Origin of the sequence: Eubacterium sp. SB2 (assembly GCF_001244405.1) — a bacterium.
In the GTDB taxonomy this organism is placed as follows: Bacteria; Bacillota; Clostridia; order Lachnospirales; family Lachnospiraceae; genus Faecalicatena; species Faecalicatena contortus_B.
In genome coordinates, this window is sequence record NZ_LN865153.1 from 1 (window position 1) to 18,955 (window position 18,955).

General features: G+C 45.5%; 20 protein-coding genes. All 20 read right to left on the reverse strand.

Going from position 1 to position 18,955, the window contains the following annotated elements; genetic code table 11:
• Positions 1–33 precede the first annotated feature (33 nt).
• Positions 34–762, reverse strand: coding sequence for a F0F1 ATP synthase subunit A (locus BN1938_RS12230; protein WP_050640896.1), 729 nt, complete (start codon positions 760–762; stop codon positions 34–36).
• Positions 759–1,115, reverse strand: a complete 357-nt coding sequence (locus BN1938_RS12235; RefSeq protein WP_050640897.1) for a hypothetical protein — start codon at positions 1,113–1,115, stop codon at positions 759–761. The genes BN1938_RS12230 and BN1938_RS12235 overlap by 4 nt, the downstream gene beginning before the upstream one ends.
• A 23-nt stretch (positions 1,116–1,138) precedes the next feature.
• The gene (locus tag BN1938_RS12240; RefSeq protein ID WP_050640898.1) at positions 1,139–1,741 is read right to left on the reverse strand and encodes a DUF4125 family protein; all 603 of its coding nucleotides are present in this window, start codon (positions 1,739–1,741) and stop codon (positions 1,139–1,141) included.
• Positions 1,742–1,746: 5 nt separating this feature from the next.
• The gene (locus BN1938_RS12245) at positions 1,747–2,760 is read right to left on the reverse strand and encodes a DUF4037 domain-containing protein (protein WP_050640899.1); all 1,014 of its coding nucleotides are present in this window, start codon (positions 2,758–2,760) and stop codon (positions 1,747–1,749) included.
• Positions 2,757–3,566, reverse strand: a complete 810-nt coding sequence (locus tag BN1938_RS12250; RefSeq protein ID WP_050640900.1) for a tetratricopeptide repeat protein — start codon at positions 3,564–3,566, stop codon at positions 2,757–2,759. The genes BN1938_RS12245 and BN1938_RS12250 overlap by 4 nt, the downstream gene beginning before the upstream one ends.
• A gap of 34 nt (positions 3,567–3,600) precedes the next feature.
• Entirely contained in the window at positions 3,601–4,980 is a 1,380-nt protein-coding gene (locus BN1938_RS12255) for an MATE family efflux transporter (protein ID WP_050640901.1), read from the reverse strand.
• Positions 4,981–5,002: 22 nt separating this feature from the next.
• Complete coding sequence (locus BN1938_RS12260) at positions 5,003–5,401, reverse strand: pyridoxamine 5'-phosphate oxidase family protein (protein ID WP_050640902.1); 399 nt, start codon at positions 5,399–5,401, stop codon at positions 5,003–5,005.
• 16 nt (positions 5,402–5,417) lie between these two features.
• A complete protein-coding gene (locus BN1938_RS12265) occupies positions 5,418–5,714 on the reverse strand; it encodes a hypothetical protein (protein ID WP_050640903.1) in 297 nt (98 codons plus the stop codon).
• A 26-nt stretch (positions 5,715–5,740) separates the two neighbouring features.
• A complete protein-coding gene (locus BN1938_RS12270) occupies positions 5,741–6,337 on the reverse strand; it encodes a response regulator transcription factor (RefSeq protein WP_050640904.1) in 597 nt (198 codons plus the stop codon).
• Positions 6,338–6,462: 125 nt separating this feature from the next.
• Complete coding sequence (locus tag BN1938_RS12275; protein WP_050640905.1) at positions 6,463–7,182, reverse strand: YczE/YyaS/YitT family protein; 720 nt, start codon at positions 7,180–7,182, stop codon at positions 6,463–6,465.
• A gap of 2 nt (positions 7,183–7,184) precedes the next feature.
• Positions 7,185–8,132: a glycyl-radical enzyme activating protein gene (locus tag BN1938_RS12280; RefSeq protein ID WP_050640906.1), complete on the reverse strand. Its 948-nt coding sequence runs from the start codon at positions 8,130–8,132 to the stop codon at positions 7,185–7,187.
• A 42-nt stretch (positions 8,133–8,174) separates the two neighbouring features.
• A complete protein-coding gene (locus BN1938_RS12285; RefSeq protein WP_187376312.1) occupies positions 8,175–10,595 on the reverse strand; it encodes a pyruvate formate lyase family protein in 2,421 nt (806 codons plus the stop codon).
• Between the two features lie 363 nt (positions 10,596–10,958).
• Positions 10,959–11,150 carry a hypothetical protein gene (locus BN1938_RS12290; protein WP_050640908.1) on the reverse strand — a complete coding sequence of 64 codons (192 nt, stop codon included), beginning with the start codon at positions 11,148–11,150 and terminating at the stop codon, positions 10,959–10,961.
• A complete protein-coding gene (sigE, locus tag BN1938_RS12295) occupies positions 11,143–11,883 on the reverse strand; it encodes an RNA polymerase sporulation sigma factor SigE (protein ID WP_025655694.1) in 741 nt (246 codons plus the stop codon). Before sigE ends, BN1938_RS12290 begins: the two co-directional genes overlap by 8 nt.
• 1 nt (position 11,884) lies before the next feature.
• Positions 11,885–12,673, reverse strand: coding sequence for a sigma-E processing peptidase SpoIIGA (locus BN1938_RS12300; RefSeq protein WP_050640909.1), 789 nt, complete (start codon positions 12,671–12,673; stop codon positions 11,885–11,887).
• 228 nt (positions 12,674–12,901) lie between these two features.
• Positions 12,902–14,089, reverse strand: a complete 1,188-nt coding sequence (gene ftsZ, locus BN1938_RS12305) for a cell division protein FtsZ (RefSeq protein ID WP_050640910.1) — start codon at positions 14,087–14,089, stop codon at positions 12,902–12,904.
• Between the two features lie 247 nt (positions 14,090–14,336).
• Complete coding sequence (locus BN1938_RS12310; protein ID WP_082202972.1) at positions 14,337–15,368, reverse strand: cell division protein FtsQ/DivIB; 1,032 nt, start codon at positions 15,366–15,368, stop codon at positions 14,337–14,339.
• A 27-nt stretch (positions 15,369–15,395) separates the two neighbouring features.
• Positions 15,396–16,481: an FtsW/RodA/SpoVE family cell cycle protein gene (locus BN1938_RS12315; protein WP_050640911.1), complete on the reverse strand. Its 1,086-nt coding sequence runs from the start codon at positions 16,479–16,481 to the stop codon at positions 15,396–15,398.
• A gap of 14 nt (positions 16,482–16,495) precedes the next feature.
• Complete coding sequence (gene murD / locus BN1938_RS12320) at positions 16,496–17,857, reverse strand: UDP-N-acetylmuramoyl-L-alanine--D-glutamate ligase (RefSeq protein ID WP_050640912.1); 1,362 nt, start codon at positions 17,855–17,857, stop codon at positions 16,496–16,498.
• A gap of 3 nt (positions 17,858–17,860) precedes the next feature.
• Complete coding sequence (mraY, locus tag BN1938_RS12325; protein WP_050640913.1) at positions 17,861–18,817, reverse strand: phospho-N-acetylmuramoyl-pentapeptide-transferase; 957 nt, start codon at positions 18,815–18,817, stop codon at positions 17,861–17,863.
• Positions 18,818–18,955: the final 138 nt, after the last annotated feature.

Below are 18,955 nucleotides of genomic sequence, written 5' to 3' on the forward strand. Positions count from 1 at the left end.
GTCCTGTACTGATCTGCTGTCTTTCTTTTCCCTTTACTCGCTGTGTCCCACAGACATTATTTTTACTGCCGATCCCAGATTGATCACGGTCAGCGTGGTAAATATGTACGTTTGGATTAACGGTTCCCCGATATCAAAGATCGCATTCAGCGGCAGTACTGTAACCGCACGCAGAAATGGCACCGTCGTGATCATGTTGCTCAAAAACGTCATCAGGTGCATCCACAGTTCGATGACAATATACCCGCCCAGAATATTTCCGAAAAGCCGGAGCCCCAGGGAGATCGGTAATGTACACTCCTCCAGGATCTTCAGCGGGAACATGAACGGATACGGGTCACACATTTCTTTGAGTTTCCCCTTTACTCCATGCACCCGGATGGAGTTACACAGGATCATCAGGAACGTCAGTCCTGACAGTGCAAACGCCACATTTAAGTCCGCCGTAATCGGGCGGATTCCGAACATCCCAAGGCAGCTCGCACAGAATACGAACCCAAGGATACTCCCCACATAGGGCGCATAGGACTTGTTCTCCTTCCCCATGTTGTTCTCCGTAAACTTATACACCCAGCCCACGATGAATTCCGCCAATATCTGTTTCCCTTTCGGCACCGTCTTCAGCCCGCTTCCGAGCCAGATCCCCAGCACCGCCAGTATCACGGCGATCACGAGTCCAAACAATGTACTCTCTGTGATAAACAGCTTTCCCTCTCCGAAGCCCAATATAATCCGGGCGCCGAGTTCTTCCACGTTTATCATTGTTTTTTTACTCCTCCTATTCCATATACGATGAAAATAGCCAGCGATAAGCCTAAGATTCCTGCTGCATACATCAGCACCGCCGCCCTCCCGGCCCTCATGGACACGTACGCGGCTGCGATATAGAGCAGATAACGGAAAAGAAATATCTGGACAACAAAAATATTCCTGACACCCAGCAGCCGGCCTACCGCTAATTTTAATAAGTAGTAATTAGCAAAGGCGGCTGCGGATCCCAGAAGCAGCCCAGTCATGGCCTTATATCCGGTTCCGCATAGGATACCGATTATCCCGGCCACTATAATATAAAGAATATAGATAGCTGCTAACTTCCCGCTCTTATTGTCACTCATTCCCATTTTCCTTTTGCTGACAGCTATTCCATTCTCTCTTCGATATCAGAAATTGACCCATACCCGTACATCCGTGTCGTGTTCTCCCTGATAAGAGACGCCAGGTTTCTATTCTGAGCAACGCACTCCTGAACATATTGAGAATACAGCTTTTCTGTGTTTTCACCGTAGGAATACAATTCCCCTCTTTGATACGTCTCAATAGAGGTTTGGCCCGGTGCCTCCTGACATGCACGGATCGGACGCCCCCGCCGTGCGTATTCAGGATGTTCCTGCTCAAATTCTTCCGCCCATTTTACATGTGCAGCAACCGTTTCATCCACGCGCATTTTCCGCTCATCAGAAATTACGGGAAGAACTTTTTTTAATTTTTCGAACTCTTCAGGCGCCGTACTTTCCATCATATACGCATACTTTGCAAACAACAGATTCCTGCCCTCTTCACGGGCTTTGCACAAATCATCGTAATAACTGTCCAATATCTCCTGCGGCCAAACAAGGAACTGACTTTTTCTCATAATATAGAAGGTTTTCCAGTCATCCTGGCAGGATGCCCTTCCGCCCTGATTGTTTACCTTTTGAAACTGTCTCCATTCCTCTTCGACTATTTCTCTTATATTACTCATAATTTTTACCCCATAAGTACCGGTAATGACCGAATCCGCTTATCCTGAATACGGGTCATCACTGCATAGGCATGTTCCTCGAGATAATCCGATGTACTGCTGCTTATTCCTTGGCTCCACAGTTCCTCTCTTACTAAATCCGCTATCTGCTCCACCATATCAACCATCGGATCTTCCCTGTTCAGTTTATACCGGCACTCTTTCCATTTACCCGAATCCCAGTGACTAACGTCCAAAGCCCCAGCCGCCATATTCTTCAAAAGATCTTTGACCTTGCCAAGCTTTGGCAGTTGTTCCATGCCTCTCCACATCCATTTATAATATGGACAATAAACACGATTCAGAAGAAACACCAGAGATATGGCATTTCTCATGAATTCGTCCAGAGCAAATTTTGCTGCCACAACATCGTGTCTCCACATCATACGTGCATAATTGCACTGTCCGGAATGCGCCATCTTGACTGCACAGGCTGCAATCTTTTTCAGCCTGATGTCTTCTGGATAATAATTGAGAAGCTTCTCACGTATTTCAGTAAACATGCCCAGATTATCCTCGAACACCTCTCCGTTCGTCGCTACAGCAAAATAATGTTCTGGAATCCGGAGCCAGTCTGTCAAGTTTTCCGGGACTATATCCCGGGTAAGAAATTTTTGATAAAAGCCCTCGATCTCCAGAATTCCCCGGCGCCCCGCAGACTGTTCTCTAATCAGGTTTGCGCTGACGCCTTTATATTCTTTCGGAAGTGCATCATAGATCTCAGACATGCTCTCCCTGACCTCGGTATATATATTTCTTGGAAACCATACACAAAAAGACGGTCCATAATCATGATCCATGGAAATCTGATCGTCAAAACCAAAGCACTCTGACCCTTCTCCAACCAGACCGACCGCCGCTTTTTCCATATACTCGGGAAACAATTCCATCAAAATGGGTTTACCGACATTTTCATAATATTCCCGTGACAAATCCAGGCCTTTCATCTCAACTTCTAATCCGCTCAACTGGCTCATCATTTTTTTTCTCCGTTCAGCAAAGCCTGAACGCCCTTATAATTCCGCTCCAGACGCTCATAGTCTGCATTTTTGCCATAATACTTCATTGTCTCATTCATTGCCTTCTCGTACATGTCCAGCGATTCCTGCAGATCCTTCTTCAGATAAGCAATATACGCCTTCATGGCCAATACACTGCAATAATGAGCACTATCTCCCTTTCCCTCAAAAAGCTTTAATGCTTCGTCCACACATGCATCCGCCTTTGCAACATCAGGCACTTCACTTCTCAATAACACGCCGGCCAGATTGCTGTAAGCGGCTGCACACTCATCCCAAACTTCCGGAATCGTCTTCAGCACGTCGATCGCCTTCTCACAATACCGCATGGCATCTTCACTTTTTCCGAGCTCCAAATATGCCACTGACATGTTGTTATATAAGGCGCCTCCACGGTACTCTTTTTCCAGTCCTTGTTTGCTGTAAGTCTCTTCCACCTGCTGATAAAGTAACAATGCTTCCTTAGGCTTACCGGCAGCCCGATAGACATTCGCTACATTCAGATAAGTAGTAATTCCTTCTGCACTGTCTCCTACCGCATACTCTTCTGTAATCTGTATTGCCCTGAATGCGTAATCCCACGCTTTACCAAGCTGGCTTATGCCGCGGTAATACCCCATCAATTCATTGATGATAGAAAGCTCCACCTTCCATTCTTCCTGATTCTGTGCCAGAACAGCCTTTCCCTCAAGAAATGCTGCGGCCTCCGCATGTTTTCCTTCGGCAAATAGTGCATCCGATTTTTCAAGTATTTCTTTAATTACCATCCTTCTTCCTCCCTTTATATCATAAGCTATATTTTCAGCTTACTTTTTTACTTAGCAATTCCTCTTTGTTCATAGCCCGATAGAAACATCTATGATATACGAACAATGCTCCGATAAAACAAATTAACTCTGTAGTTGGCTGGCCGCTTGCCACACCTTTCATAGCAAAAAGTGAATTTAAAAGGAATGTGATCGGAATATTGAATACAAGCTGCCGGATTGCGAGCATAATCAGTGAATATTGCCATTTCCCTACGGCCTGGCATAATGTACTTACCAGCAGTACAATTGCCATAAATGGTGTACAGAGCATATATTTACGCATAATCTGAACACCAGCCTCTATTGTAGCCGCATCATTGATGAATATCTTAATGATACCTGCACTGAATATCAGAGAAAGTATCATAATTGCCCAAGCAAGTATTTCTGTGATAAGGAATGCACATTTGTTAACACTCCGTACTCGCTTGAAGTTCTTGGCTCCGTAATTGTATCCGATTAGAGGCAGTACTCCCTGTGCTACGCCATGAACCGTATAAATGGAGATAAAACTGATTCGGTTAACAACGCCCCAGCCTGCTACTGCTGCATCGCCATACAAAGAATAAAGTGAGGTCTGTATGATACATCCTGTAGCACCGAGTACGGTCAAACAACCTGACGGCAGCCCGACCAGTATCACATCTTTTATCAGCTTCCAGGACACACCACCCGGGAATGGTTTCAATGTTATATAAGAAGTCTCACGTATCCGGATATAAACAACGATCAGGAAAATCAGCGATACACAATTAGAAATCAGTGTAGCCACAGCCGCACCCGCAACTCCCATATCTGCTCCGAAGATAAAGATCGGATCAAGGATACAGTTTAACAGGCCACCCAGCATAAGCCCGCTGCTTGCTGACTTTGCATGTCCTTCTGCACGCAGAAGATTGCTCATAACAATAGAAAGGACAGTAGGAATGCCGCCAATAACAAACACGATCAGCATGTATACAGATGCTGAATCATAAGACTGTGCGCTGGCTCCTGCCACGTAAAGAAGCGGTTTCTCCAGTATTTGGAATATGACGCATACCACAGCCATAAATACAAGGCTGCCCCAGAACCCATGAGAAGAGGCTTTTGATACCCGGTCATAGTCCTTTTCTCCAAGCGCCCGTGACATGACGCTGTTCGTACCAACTCCCCAGAGGCTTGAGAAAGCATTCAGGAACTGATAGTACGGAAATGCCACTGTAAGTCCAGCGAGCTGCGAAGGATTATTTAACATACCGACAAAAAGTGTGTCCGCCAGGCTGTAGATAATTGTAATAAGTGTGCTGGCAAGCGAAGGAACAACAAATTTAGCCACCGCCTGCGGTACAGGAAGTACCTCAAATACTTCCTTATTCACTTCTTTTGCCATTTAGAAGACTTCCTTTCCGAAATCATTTCCAGCGGCTGTATTCACCCGTCAGAGAAAAATATTCCACACTGTCAAGAACCAGGTAACGTGCCCCAACAGTCTCTTCCGTATAAGTTGCTTTTACAACCGGACATTCCATAGCCTTGGCAATGACGTCTTTGTCTGTCACCTTCTGTGCTGTCCCCTTGATACGCAGCCATGTCTCTGGTGTGCTGGCGCAAATCTCAAAATCCGGTTTTGCATCTATCTGCTTTGCCATGGCCTTTGTTGTGCTGATCGCAAGAATCAGCTCGTCTTTTATCTCTTCTATGTATGCGAGAGGCCGAACCCTTGGCATTCCATCTTCCGTTGTAGCAAAGAAGAAGAACCCCGCCTCACTTATAAACTTCAGTATCTTTTGATTTAATTCCTTTTTTTCCATAACTAATCCTCCAAAATTAGAAATATCTTTCACGGACATCAATGGATTTGCGAGTTGTCAGAACTGGTATATCCCCCGCCGCATCTATTGTTATAATCTCCGCAAGCTGCATAAGATCTTTGTCTACAAAAAAAACATACCCGGATTCCATCGAAATCACATCGTTCGGTTCCGACGAACCAGGAACAAGTCGAAGCTCATCCCGGCATGCATTGCAAGTAGGTTTAATATGCTGGATTTTAAATTTTGTCTGTCCTTTGGATCCAAAAGTTGTCTCCAACATCTTCTTCCCTTCTTTGGTTATCTTAATCATACAATGTCCTCCTTTTCGAAATCTCTTTAAAACACAAGATGAATTTTGGATTTCTGAGAACCAACCATTTCCAGTGCTAGTGCCACTGCTGCAGACCGGCTTCGTACTCCCATGCTGTCAAATATATTAGAAAGATGTTTTTTGACTGTACTAACACTCAGATTCAGTATGTAGGCAATATCGCCATTGCTCTTGCCCTGGCAGAGCCAATACATTACTTCCGCCTCGCGTTCCGTAAGTCCATGTCCTTTTAATATTTCCATGTCTGATTCTTTTTCTGGTATTGGCTTAATAATTCTCGATGCTTCTGTGCTGCCGGTTTCCATGATCGTATCACAAAAATAGGCATAATTTTTCCCAATAAGCCATAAATCCTGTCGTTCTCTTGCATCCCAGAATTGATCAAACATATCTCCATTCTGGAAATGCATCGTAACGATACGGGTTAGTGGTTTCTCGGAAAAAACTGCCTGATTAAACTCAACTGGTCTATTATTCTCATCTAAAATCAGTTTATTGAGAAATACAGCACCTACCGTGTTTGACAGTTCTTCGACTGCCGGCACAATATCGCTAAAATAACGCTTTGGTAACATTATCTGATTATGTGCAATTAAAAACATACACGTTCCTCTCTCCCATTAAATCCAGATTAAATAGAAGCCACATCTCATCCAACACGTGGGGGGCTACCTCAGTGGCGGAAAATCTCTCCCCCAAGTGATAACCCCTCACTGCCATTTTTAAATTATTTTGCTGCCGCCGGCGCTTCGTCTAATTTTGGTTCAGCTTCCGGCTGTTTTCCCCATAAGAATACTTTTATCTTACTAAGGAGCAATTTTCTCCAGAAATTAAGCATCGTTCCTACGCCCAGAGCTGCGATAATCGTTCCAATCCAAATGCCCTGATAGCTGTGCAGGAATACTAAAGAAAGAATCAACGACGTTGCAACAATACATAAATCAAAAATTCTCTTTACATTGCCCAAAGGTTTCTTAACCAGCCAAGCAAATGCAACCGCCAAAGCATCAGGCGGAATAGCCATAATATCTGCTTCCAAATATGCCATCAATCCTAATCCAAGGATAATAACACCAACAATTATGAATACTAACTGGATATACCATTTATCCGGTGTTCCAAGCGGCGAAATCAACCACTTACTGAAATCAGTAAAATATCCAAACATAACAGCTGCCGGGAACTGCAGAATATAAATAGGTTTAAATTCCTTACGATAAACTATTGCTTCAATGATAATATAGCAGCCGTATGCAATCCACGTTCCTGTACCGACACTGATATTCAGGATTCTGCCGACTACATAAGGCAGCGTTGTGACTGGTGAAACACCAAAATTAGAATTAACGGCAAATGCAATACCGAGACTCATAATCCACAAACCAATCACATAGGTCAGCAAGCGCTTAATGCCCATTGGCTTGCCCAAAAACTTTACTTTACTCATTATTAGGAGTCCCCCTTTTCAGTTCCGCCTATCTTACAAATCAGGCCGTAAGACCTAAAAATGTCACGGATTACCTCCATACGCTCATCTGATGGGGATTCCACCTCTTCTCCCAATGGATATTCCCGTCCGAGACCTGTATACTTGCCCATTCCCATACGGTGATAGGGCAGGATATGAATCTCTCTGGCACCTATCTCTTTCGCATACCTAGCAGTCGCGTCCATGTTTTCGTCTGTATCATTCGCACCCGGAATAACCGGGATGCGAATGATTACTTCTGTATTCGTCTCATCCATAATTTTACGAAGATTATCCAGAATCAATTCATTGGATACTCCTGTCAGTTCCTTGTGGGCTACCGGATCCATATGCTTCACATCATAGAGCGCCAGATCCGTATATCGTAATACAGGTTCAAATTTATCCCATGCCACATATCCACAGGTCTCTATAGCTGTATGGATATAATTGTCCTGACATTCACTAAAAAGTTCTTCTAGAAATTCTGGATGCATCAAAGGCTCGCCGCCGGATACGGTAATTCCACCGCCGTTACTGAAGAACGGTTCATCATGTAAAATTACATCCATTACCTCATCGACTGTCATCGGTTTCCCGACCCTTTCGATTGCCGCTTCATAGCATGAATGCTCACACATATCCTGATCTTCACATGTTACGCAAACATCGTGATCAAAGATTGGGTTATCACCCAGCTTCTCCGGCAGCTTAACTGCTCCTTTGGTGCAAAAACTTACACAACGATAACAATGTACACAAGAGCTAGGGACATGGATAACATCGGATCTAAAAACCTGTGACTCCGGGTTTGCGCACCATTGACAGCTCAGCGGGCATCCCTTCAAAAATACGGTTGTCCTTACCCCAGGACCGTCCTGGATTGAAAATCCCTGGATATTAAATACAAGGGCTGTTAAATCACTCATAATCTCTCTCCCTATTGTTTATTTAAACATTGTAATCAAAATTTACCATGTCTGGCTGGTACGTGCAATAATCTCATCCTGTACAGCATCTGCCAGTGTTACGAAGTAAGCACTGAATCCTGCAACACGTACGATCAGGTCTTTGTTCTCTTCAGGAGCTGCCTTTGCTGCCAACAGTTTTTCCTGTGTTACACAGTTGAACTGTGCCTGGTATCCGCCTTCATCGAAGTATGTCTTCAGAAGAGTCAGGAATTTGTCGATATTCTCTTTACCGGTCAGGGCTGTTGGGTGGAACTTCATGTTAAAGTGAGTAGATCCATAAACTACCGGGTCAATCAATTTAACGGCAGAGTGGATAACTGCTGTCGGTCCACTTGTATCTGTTCCAGGTGTTGCGGAAAGTGTAGCATCCGTAAATGTCTCGCCTGCTTTTCTTCCATCCGGTGAAGCCCAGCTTCTCATACCAAATGGATAATGTCCTGTTACTGAGTAAGCAGAAGGTGTAATTGTCGGACGGCCCATGTAATCAGGTCTGCGGTTATGGATTTCAGCGAAATCAGCATGTAACTGACGTCCAAGTAAATCTACATAATCATCATCGTTGCCGTACTTCGGAGCTTTCTTACACATGTTCTGGATATCTTCATATCCTTCCCAGTTAGCTGCAACTGCTTCAACAAGCTGTTTCATGGTGATTACTTTGTCATCATAAACAAGTTTCTTGATTGCTGCCAGACAGTTTGTTGTATCAACATTACCAGAGATACAGATTCCATCACCCCAGTTGTATCTAGCGCCACCGTCTACAACGTCCATACCTCTTGCAAGGCAGTCATATGTAACTGCGGAAAGCAGCGGACACGGGAAGTCTCTCATAACGTTCCACTCTAATGTAGAGATATCACGGCAGATAATTTCCCAATATTCATAATATTTCAATAACTGAGCATAGAAGTCATCCCATGTCTCACACTCGCAAGGATCGCCGTAAGCTGGTCCAATGCGTTTGCCGCTCTTGAAGTCAACGCCGTTTGAAAGCATGAATTCGAGAGGTTTGTACATATTGAAACGAGCTTCCCAAGCACCATCTGTGTAACCCGGAATAACGGACTGTACACAACCTGAAACAGCCTGGTTACGGATGTCTTCGATTGGGCCGTGCTCATGGAGCAGACGACGTTTCATAGCAACTTCCTGGCCATGGAATGATGGCTGTCCAATACCAGTAGCAACAAGTTCGGCACATTTAACAAGGAACCTGTGTGATAATTTATTGTGATACATACAAGCGAGAAGCGGTTCCGGACACTGTGCACGGCGCTGTGCTTCTACTACCAGATAATCAAGTTCATTTGTTCCGTCGTCGCCGGTCTTCGGATCAAGTCCGCCGATGGTCAGCTGCTGAGCGATACGGCTTGAGTTCCACAGAGCAAGCTCAGGTGACATAACGAAGTTCTGTGTATTAACTTTCAGGAACCAGAACTGGATTAAGTCGATAACTTCGTCGTCTGTGATACGTCCAGCATCGATATCATCTCTGTAGCAACGATACATATACTGTGGGAAACGAAGCGGTGCATGGTCAACTGTCATACACAGGTTCTGCCATCCGCCCATGGTGATGAACCACAGTGCCTGGATTGCTTCCTTGAATGTACGTGCCGGATTGCCTGGTACCCAATCACATGTCTCAGCCATTTCTTCTAACTCAGCCTTGCGTGCAGGATCAGTTTCAACTGCTGCTGCTTCTCTTGCTGCGTCTGCATAGCGATGTGCCTGAAGAATCAGAGCTTCACAAGAAATGATACAAGCCTCGTAGAATTCCCATTTCTTATAGTCAGGCATTGGAATCGTTGATTCATTGAATGTGTTTTCGTCAGGAACTTCACCAGCTAATGGGTCCGGACGGTCAACATTCCATATTTTCAATCTTGACTGATAGTCTTTACATTTTGCAATAATTGAATTTAAACCTTCATTAATAACTGTATCGTGATCCGGGAATGTTGTTGTACCCATATCATCGTCAAAGTTAAGGCCTACACCAACATCAATCAGTTCCTGAACATCAAGTCCGTAACGATCTTTAATAATCGGACGAACACGGTCTTTAACTGCATTTCCTACCCAGAACTCACCACATTTTCTGATGATCTCTTTTTCTTCTTCTGTTGCGATAGCTGAACCTCTCTGGAAAGCAAATTCATCGCGGTCAATTGCCCACTCAAACTCTCTGAACGGCTGGAAATAACTTCCGTATGTATAGTCTGTCAGATGTCCACAGATCGGATTGTCATCAATCCATACCTTTTTCTCGCGGCTTAAGCGGTCAAATACCATAGCTTTCAGCATGTTCGGGCTCTTTGTAAAGCCGTATTTCTGATAAATATCAGTCTCGATAATAAGTTTACGAGTATCAATGTGTGGCTCTGTAGCAAATAATTTTTCCTTTGCCGCTTTCAATCTCGGTGTTAAATCATCCCTCTTAGTGTAATTAAGTTTGATCTTTCTAGACATTCGTCTACCTCCTTTTGAAAATGTTAATACGTTTCTAACTGACTTAATAATAAACGAATATCTAGTTTTTCACCATACTACTTTCGGCTACTTTTTTTGTGTATATCGCCGGAAAATAATAAATACACAAAAATGTTTTGTCAATTTTACACAAATAAATCCACCAAAGTACACTTGCCGAGCCCTATACTTAAATATTATACATATTACGCCAAAAAATCAAGCAATACTAGTGAAATTTGCACATCTCCCATATCCGCCTCCCGTCAAAATAACACGCTTCATCAATAGCCGTCACACGGTTACTGTTCAGACCGTGCCGTGCCCCCCGCTGCACGGCATCGGAGCCGATAAAGTGATTGCCGCAGGGGATACAAATGTGGTCATCTGCCGGGCGTTCAGGGAAATGGAGCCGCTTATCCATTTTCCTGAAGCCCGGCAGATGACCACATTCGTATCCCCTGCGTCGCCCCCATCCTCATCTTGCCGACTTCTATTCATACCGCACCATCTCGCGTTTCAAGCGCTGCATGATTTTTTTCTCAAGCCGCGAGATATAGGACTGTGATATTCCCAGCAGATCCGCCACTTCTTTCTGTGTCTTTTCCTCGCCTTCCGGGTTATCGAGGCCAAAACGCATTTTTACGATCAGCTTTTCCCTGCTGGACAGCTTATTGATGGCTTTGATCAAAAGCTTTCTTTCCGCTTCGTTTTCCAGATCCTTATATATGGTATCCTCGTCCGTACCGAGAATGTCCGACAGCAGAAGTTCATTTCCGTCCCAGTCTACGTTGAGAGGCTCATCTATGGATACCTCCATCTTGGTTTTACTATTTCTGCGCAGGTACATGAGGATCTCATTTTCAATGCACCGGGATGCGTAGGTGGCCAGCTTGATTTTCTTCGTAGGGTTAAATGTATTGATGGCCTTGATCAGACCGATCGTCCCTATAGAAATCAGGTCTTCCACTCCGACTCCTGTATTGTCGAACTTTTTAGCTATGTAAACGACCAGACGGAGATTGTGCTCAATCAGAAGCTTTTTGGCTTCCTGGTCATACTCGGAACCGAGATGTTCTATCACTTCTGTTTCCCGTTCTGTCTCCAGCGGGGCCGGCAGCACCTCGGATCCTCCAATATAATGTATTTCTTTGTGGTTAGGGAAGAAAATGCTTCTGATGTCTGGTATTACTTTCAGTTTAAACTGCTGGGGTACTGCTACTTTTACAACCATTTTATATGCCTCCTAATATGTCAGGATTTAAAATCATCTGATATTCCTCTTCTTCTGAAACATGCTCCTCGCAGACGCCTATAACCGGCCTCTCGATCCACCGTTCCTCCTCCAGATGAATACACATTTTCCGAATTCTGAAAACCGGCATAATACTTTCCTTTCCGACCGTTCGGTACGGTATGTAATGGAAACCGTTTTTCATGTCGTCATCTGTCAGAATGGATTTTGCCAGAGCTTTATCTACTACACTTACCGGTTCTCTCGACACACTGTCCTCCAAACCGTTTCCCGTGTCAATTAACGCTTTTACTTTCTGTTCGCCTGCACTGGTATACAGCGTAATCTCACATATCTTTGCCTGCAGAGTCCGCAGTCTGATCAGGAATTTCCAGATTCCCCGTATCAGATAATAGCTGCCCACGGCTGCCGCAAAAAACAGGCTTCCCGCGCGCGCATAGGGATGAAATGCCTGCAGAATCCCCCCGTACAGAAATGCTGCGATATACAACAAACCAAATGCTTTCCAAAATTGCTTTTTTCCTTTGATCTTTAATCCTGTTTTTATCATGAATGTATTGATAACCGCGTGGAATATGATTAATTTTATGACACCCGGCATCGGCACAACTGTCACTGCACATGTCAGTACTGATCCCAATGCTCCGCCCAGAAAGATGCGTCCACGTGTGGTAGGACATTTCAGCACCTGGTTCACTGACAAAAGCAGAAGGGAATCCATCATAAAATTTACAAGAAACAACACGTCTATGTATAATTCATAGTACATGTTCCACCCTCTTTCTCGTTGGTACCATTGGGCACTCAAGCAAGACTTATTATATATTGCATGTCACTGAAATTTTGTCAGATGTTGACGGGAAAAAAAGAAATTGTTTCGACAATCTCACAAGAATCTAATAGAAAGGCTTCCCTGAGAATTTGCTGTAGAAAGAACAGGCAGGAGCTCCGCGGGGCTCCTGCCTGTTTTTTCTTATTGTAACCAGCCTGTCCGGTCTTATTTCTTAAAGAAATCCGGAATCTTAATGGACTGCTCTTTTACTTTACTTGACGGTGTTCTGGGCTGATCCAGGGTCGGCATTGTGCCGCCTGCCGGTCTGCCCGCCGGTCTCGGAGATGCTGTTCTGCGCTCCGGATCAATTGCACTTCTGCTTACCACATCGCCTGACGGAAGAATCGATCCCACCTTCTGCTGGCCTTCCAGTCTTGCTTTTAACTTGGAAGAACTGCCGCCTACGTTATGTAAGCCGGTTGCGATAACAGTAATTGTTGCCTCATCGGATCTGGAGTCATCATACATAGCACCGAAGATGATATTTGCATTCTCACCTGCGAGTTCCTGAACATACTCAGCAGCATCGGATGCATCCATGAGTGTAATATCTCCTGAAATATTGATAATAACGTGGGACGCTCCCTGGATGGTTGTCTCCAGAAGCGGACTGGCAACAGCCTGCTTTACAGCCTCCAGCGCCTTGTCGTCTCCGCGGCCTGCACCGATACCGATGTGCGCGATACCCTTGTCCTTCATGACGGTCTGAATATCCGCGAAGTCCAGGTTGATCAGGGACGGCACATTGATCAGGTCGGTAATACCCTGAATACCCTGCTGCAGCACTTCGTCCGCCTTCTTCAGGGCTTCCGGCATTGTAGTTCTTCTGTCCACTACTTCAAGCAGCTTGTCATTCGGAATGACAATCAGCGTATCCACGTTCTCTTTTAGCTTGTCAATCCCCGCAAGGGCGTTGGCCATACGGGTCTTCGATTCAAAACGGAAGGGCTTTGTTACGACGCCTACCGTCAGGGCGCCCTGTTCTTTTGCGATACGTGCAACGACCGGAGTTGCTCCTGTTCCTGTTCCGCCGCCCATACCACATGTTACGAATACCATGTCAGCGCCTTTCAGTGCGGCAGATATCTCTTCTGAGCTCTCCTCTGCAGCCTTCTCCCCTACTTCCGGCTGCGCACCAGCACCGAGCCCCTTTGTGAGCTTCTCGCCTATCTGCATTAAAGTTGGTGCTTTACATAACTGGAGTGCCTGTTTATCTGTATTAATCGCTATAAATTCGACACCTGCAATCTGCTCATCGATCATGCGGTTTACTGCGTTATTACCGCCGCCGCCGACTCCGATAACAATGATTCTTGCAGCTGCTTCTGATTCGTTGGTTTTAATTTCTAACAAGAGTATTTCCTCCTTTGTCGTCCTATTAATATTATTTTATACATCCCTTATGCTTGAACGATATAATTCAATAAGTATATAATATAGTCTTTTCGGTAAATAATCAATAGATATTTGTGTATTTTCTGATTTTTTTATTCAATTCACGGGCCTTTTATTTTCTTCTGCCAGGTCCCTGAAAGGCTTTTTTTATGGGGTTCTGGAAACATCTTCCATGTGGCTGGTACAGCAACTCATCTCCCTTTCCTTACTCCGGGGCCGGTTCCGTACCTAATGGTTCCTCCGGATTGTCTGTTTCCGGAACAGAATCCTGGTTCTCTGTGTCCTGTGGTTCCGTCACATTCTGTCCATTGTCCTGGCTCTCTTCCCCGCCCGTTATATCCTGCTGTCCTTCTGCTGCCTGTCCGTCGTCCTGCCCATCGCTCTCTGCCCCTTCCTGTGCTTCTTTCGGCACAAAACGCACCGCCTTGTCTGTGGCATCATAATTCTCCAGGTGCAGGGTGCCCTGCTTGTCCGGATACTGTTCTGTCAGTTTCTGCAGAATCGGCGGTACCTGCGCGAGCCGTACTTCGTAATTCGTCTTTCCCAGCAATACCTCAACATTGCCGAAATACAGGTTCAGGTCGCTCCCTGAGCAGGTAATCCGGTCCGGCGAGAGCTCGTACTTTACCAAAAGCTGCGAGATTTCCACAATACGCTTAAATACATTCTTATCGGAAACCGGCAGAACCTTGCCCAGTTTTACCTTAGAAGCATCCACTTCCATGCCCTCTATATAAGCCGCAGAATCTATCTTCTCCACGGTGGACAGCACAGCCGTACCGTCTTTGTCAAAGTAAAGGTACTGGTTGTTATAGTCAATATAACCGCTTATCTCCTTTTCTTTCACGGTAACCCGTATGGCCCAGGGGGCCCTGAACGAGATCTTTGAGGACTCTACCACCGGCAGCTGTTTCACATCTGCCTTATTATACTTCCACCAGACGTAAACCGAATTCACGGCATACTTGTCTTCCCGGAGCCAGCCGATGACATCATTTTCCGTGCAGTACTTGTTTCCTTTGACCTCGATCTTTTGTATATGAAAAAGAAGCAGAAAGGCGAATACAATAATTACAATACCAAGAATAAATGTCAGCAGTCCAAGAAATACTCCCCGCCGTTTTTTCTTTTTACGCTCCGGCGGACGGTATCCTTCCTTATATAATACTTCGTTTATATATGCCTCATCATCGTATTCTTCATATCTTTCACGTCTGCTCTTTTTTTTACGTTTCATCTGTCGTCCTCCTTTGTATTCTCTGCCCTATTCTATCAGATTGGAAACACTCAGCACAAGCCCCATTTCCAAAAGCAGAAACATAACAGATGTGCCCCCATAGCTGATAAAGGGAAGCGTTATACCAGTATTCGGGATCGAATTCGTTACAACTGCTATATTCAGGATCACCTGAATCATCATATGCGCCATTGCGCCGGCGGCAATCAGAGCCCCCATCAGATCCTTGGCGCGGGTTGCTATGACAAAAAAACGCCAGATCAGAATCAGGAAAAGCAGAATAATCAGGCTTGCCCCCACAAGGCCCAGTTCCTCGCATATGATGGAAAATATCATGTCGTTCTGTGCTTCAGGCAGAAATCCCAGTTTCTGTACGCTTTCTCCCAGGCCCCTGCCGAACAGGCCGCCTGAACCGATGGCATACAGGCCCTGCAGGGTCTGATACCCCTTTTCATAAAGCTCCGGATTCCTCCAGATGGCCAGCCGTTCCAGACGGTAGCTTTCCAATGCCAGAAAGATACCCATAAATCCGCCGGCGGCCACGATCATCCAGACAAACTGCGCGTATTTAGGGCTTGCCACAAAGATCAGCACCGCTGCGATTCCCATAATAATAATCGCAGTACTCAGGTTGCTGGCTCCAACCAGCCCTACTATAGGGAGAACCGGGACCATTACCTTTATGAGCGTCGTAAGTTTCCCCATTTTTTTTGCATTTTTCGTAACCAGGCAGGCCAAAAACAAGATGACGGCAACCTTAGCAAACTCCGACGGCTGAAATGAAACAGGCCCTAAAGACAGCCATCTTTTGGACCCATTGTACTCGTCTCCTATAAACATAACTGCAACCGATAACAGTATCGCCGTCAGGTAGCCCAGGCCTGCCAGGGGTACCCATTTGTGATAGTCAATTTTCGCCACGATCATCATGCCAACCAGTCCCAGTGCAGTTGCAAATCCCTGTTTTTTCAGGTAATAAAAAGAATCGTGGAATTTTACCCGCCCATTATAGGCACTGGTGCTGTACAGAAGAACCAGCCCTATGATCACCAGAAGTAACACAACAATCAGCAGTGTATAATCATACCGCTTCTTTTTAGCAGGATGCTCCAATATAAATTCACTCCTTATAACTGATTTACAAGTTCTTTGAATTTATCTCCACGTTCTTCATAATTCTTAAACATTCCCCAACTTGCGCAGGCAGGCGACAGAAGTACAGCGTCACCGGGCCGCGCATATTTTACGCAGGTTTCCACTGCCTCCTCAAACGTATCTGCAAGGATAATATCGCAGAAACCAAGACGTTCTGCTGTCTCTTTAATCTTTTCTCTTGTCGCTCCCAGCAGCACAAGCTTTTTTACTTTGCCGCCAAAAGCCTGAATCCATTCATCATAAGAGGATGCTTTGTCATATCCGCCCCCAATCAGCAGCGTGGGGCGCTTCATCGCCTGAATCCCTTTAATGGCAGCGTCCGGATTGGTTCCCTTGGAATCGTTATAGTATGCAACTCCGTTCTTTTCCGCAACGAACTCGATCCGGTGCTCTACCCCCGGGAATTCCTTCACGGTCTTCCGAATAATCTCCATCGGCACTCCATACGCCGCAGCCATAGCCGCCGCAGCCATTACGTTTTCATGATTATGTGTGCCCAGAAGCTTCAATTCATCTATATGGCAGACCGCCTCCGGTGTCCCATCTATACTGCAGACAATGCTTCCGCCTTCCAGATATATTCCCTTCTCTAGTTTACGCTGGCTGCTGAAATATAGAACCTTTGCGTTCACTTTTTCCGCAAAACCTCTTGTCACCTCGTCCTCATAGTTCAGAACACATGTATCTTCCCCGGTCTGGTTTCTCGCTACATTCAGTTTTGCTGCAATATAGGCGTCCATCGTGTGGTGCCGGTTTAGATGATCCGGCGTAATATTGAGAACAGCGCTTACTTTCGGACGGAAGGTATGTATGCTCTCCAGCTGAAAACTGCTCATCTCTGCCACAATCACCGAATCTGCCCTGGTGTCCAGCGCAATATCTGTATAAGGGTTTCCTATATTCCCCACCACAAAAGTACTGTCCCTGTAATTTTTCATGATCTCCCCGAGAAGCGCTGTGGTGGTCGTCTTTCCATTGGTACCGGTTATGGCAAGCACATCACCCTTCCCTGAAACAAAGGCCAGCTCAATCTCGCCCCATACAGGAATATTCTTTTCTCTCATCCGGCCTACGACAGGAAGATCCGTTGGCACGCCTGGGCTCATAACGGTGAGATCCAGTGTCTCCAGAACCGCTTCCGGAAACTCCCCAAATATCATCTTAACGCTGCCATTTTTACCATCCAGGATTTCTTCCCTTATCTGCTTCTCGTCCAGAGACGCGTTGCCGTCATAAAGGATCACGTTGGCGCCCTTTTTTACAAGCAGACGGCTTGCCGCCACGCCGCTGATCCCTGAGCCGAACACCAGTACATTTTTTTCTTTTAAGTCCATGATTTATACCCCCATCAGCCCGATCAGACACAGGATCGCCGTCACAATGGAGAATACGGCAACCACCCTCGTCTCAGACCATCCGCACAATTCAAAGTGATGATGGATCGGCGCCATTTTAAAGAATCTTTTTCCGCCTGTCTTTTTAAAATAGGTGACCTGGATCATGACCGAAGCCACTTCTACAAGGTAAATCAGGCCTACAATGATAACAAACAGCGGCATCTGCATCATATATGCCGTTCCAATGACAAAACCTCCCAGTGCCAGAGAACCTGTATCTCCCATGAACACGCTGGCAGGATATACATTAAATAGAAGGAATCCAAGCAGCGCCCCCACTACCGCACAGGTAATCGGCTCCACCCCGCTCTTCGTTCCGATTGCCACAACGGTAAAAAATGTCGCTACCAGCACGGTTACACTGGAAGCCAGGCCGTCCAGGCCGTCCGTAAAATTTGTGCCGTTTACGGTTCCAATCACCGCAATAAACATAAGCGGGATCGCGACCCATCCGATATCCCAGTACCTGCCGCCAGAAAACGGAAGCAGCAGCGTAAGCGGAATCTTTGCGACCTTTATAATATAGTAGGCAAAGATTGCGGTCACCACAATCTGAAGCGCCATCTTTTGTTTCGGATACAGCCCGTCGGACCGTTTCATTACCACTTTTAAATAGTCATCCAAAAATCCGATCAGTCCAAAGCCTATGGTTAAAAACAAAATCGGAATAATATTGGGATAATCCTTCACATAAAACAGGGAGGTAATGATCACGCTGCCAAGGATAATGACACCGCCCATCGTCGGGGTACCTGCTTTTTTCAAATGAGACTGTACGCCGTCCGTTCTCTCGGTCTGCCCCATCTTCAGTTTTCTAAGAAACGGTATTACCACTGGTCCCATGAGTAAACTCAATACAAATGAAATCAATACCGGAATCGCTAAATGATAACTCATACACACACCTCTTCATCTCTTTTGTTAACGGAAATTCGCTCCATACTCTAACTACTTTCGTGTCCTCCCGGCCCGCAGCAGAACACCTCATTCAGTATACCTCATTGGCTGCTGTTTTTCAACCAAAACTCTCTCTCG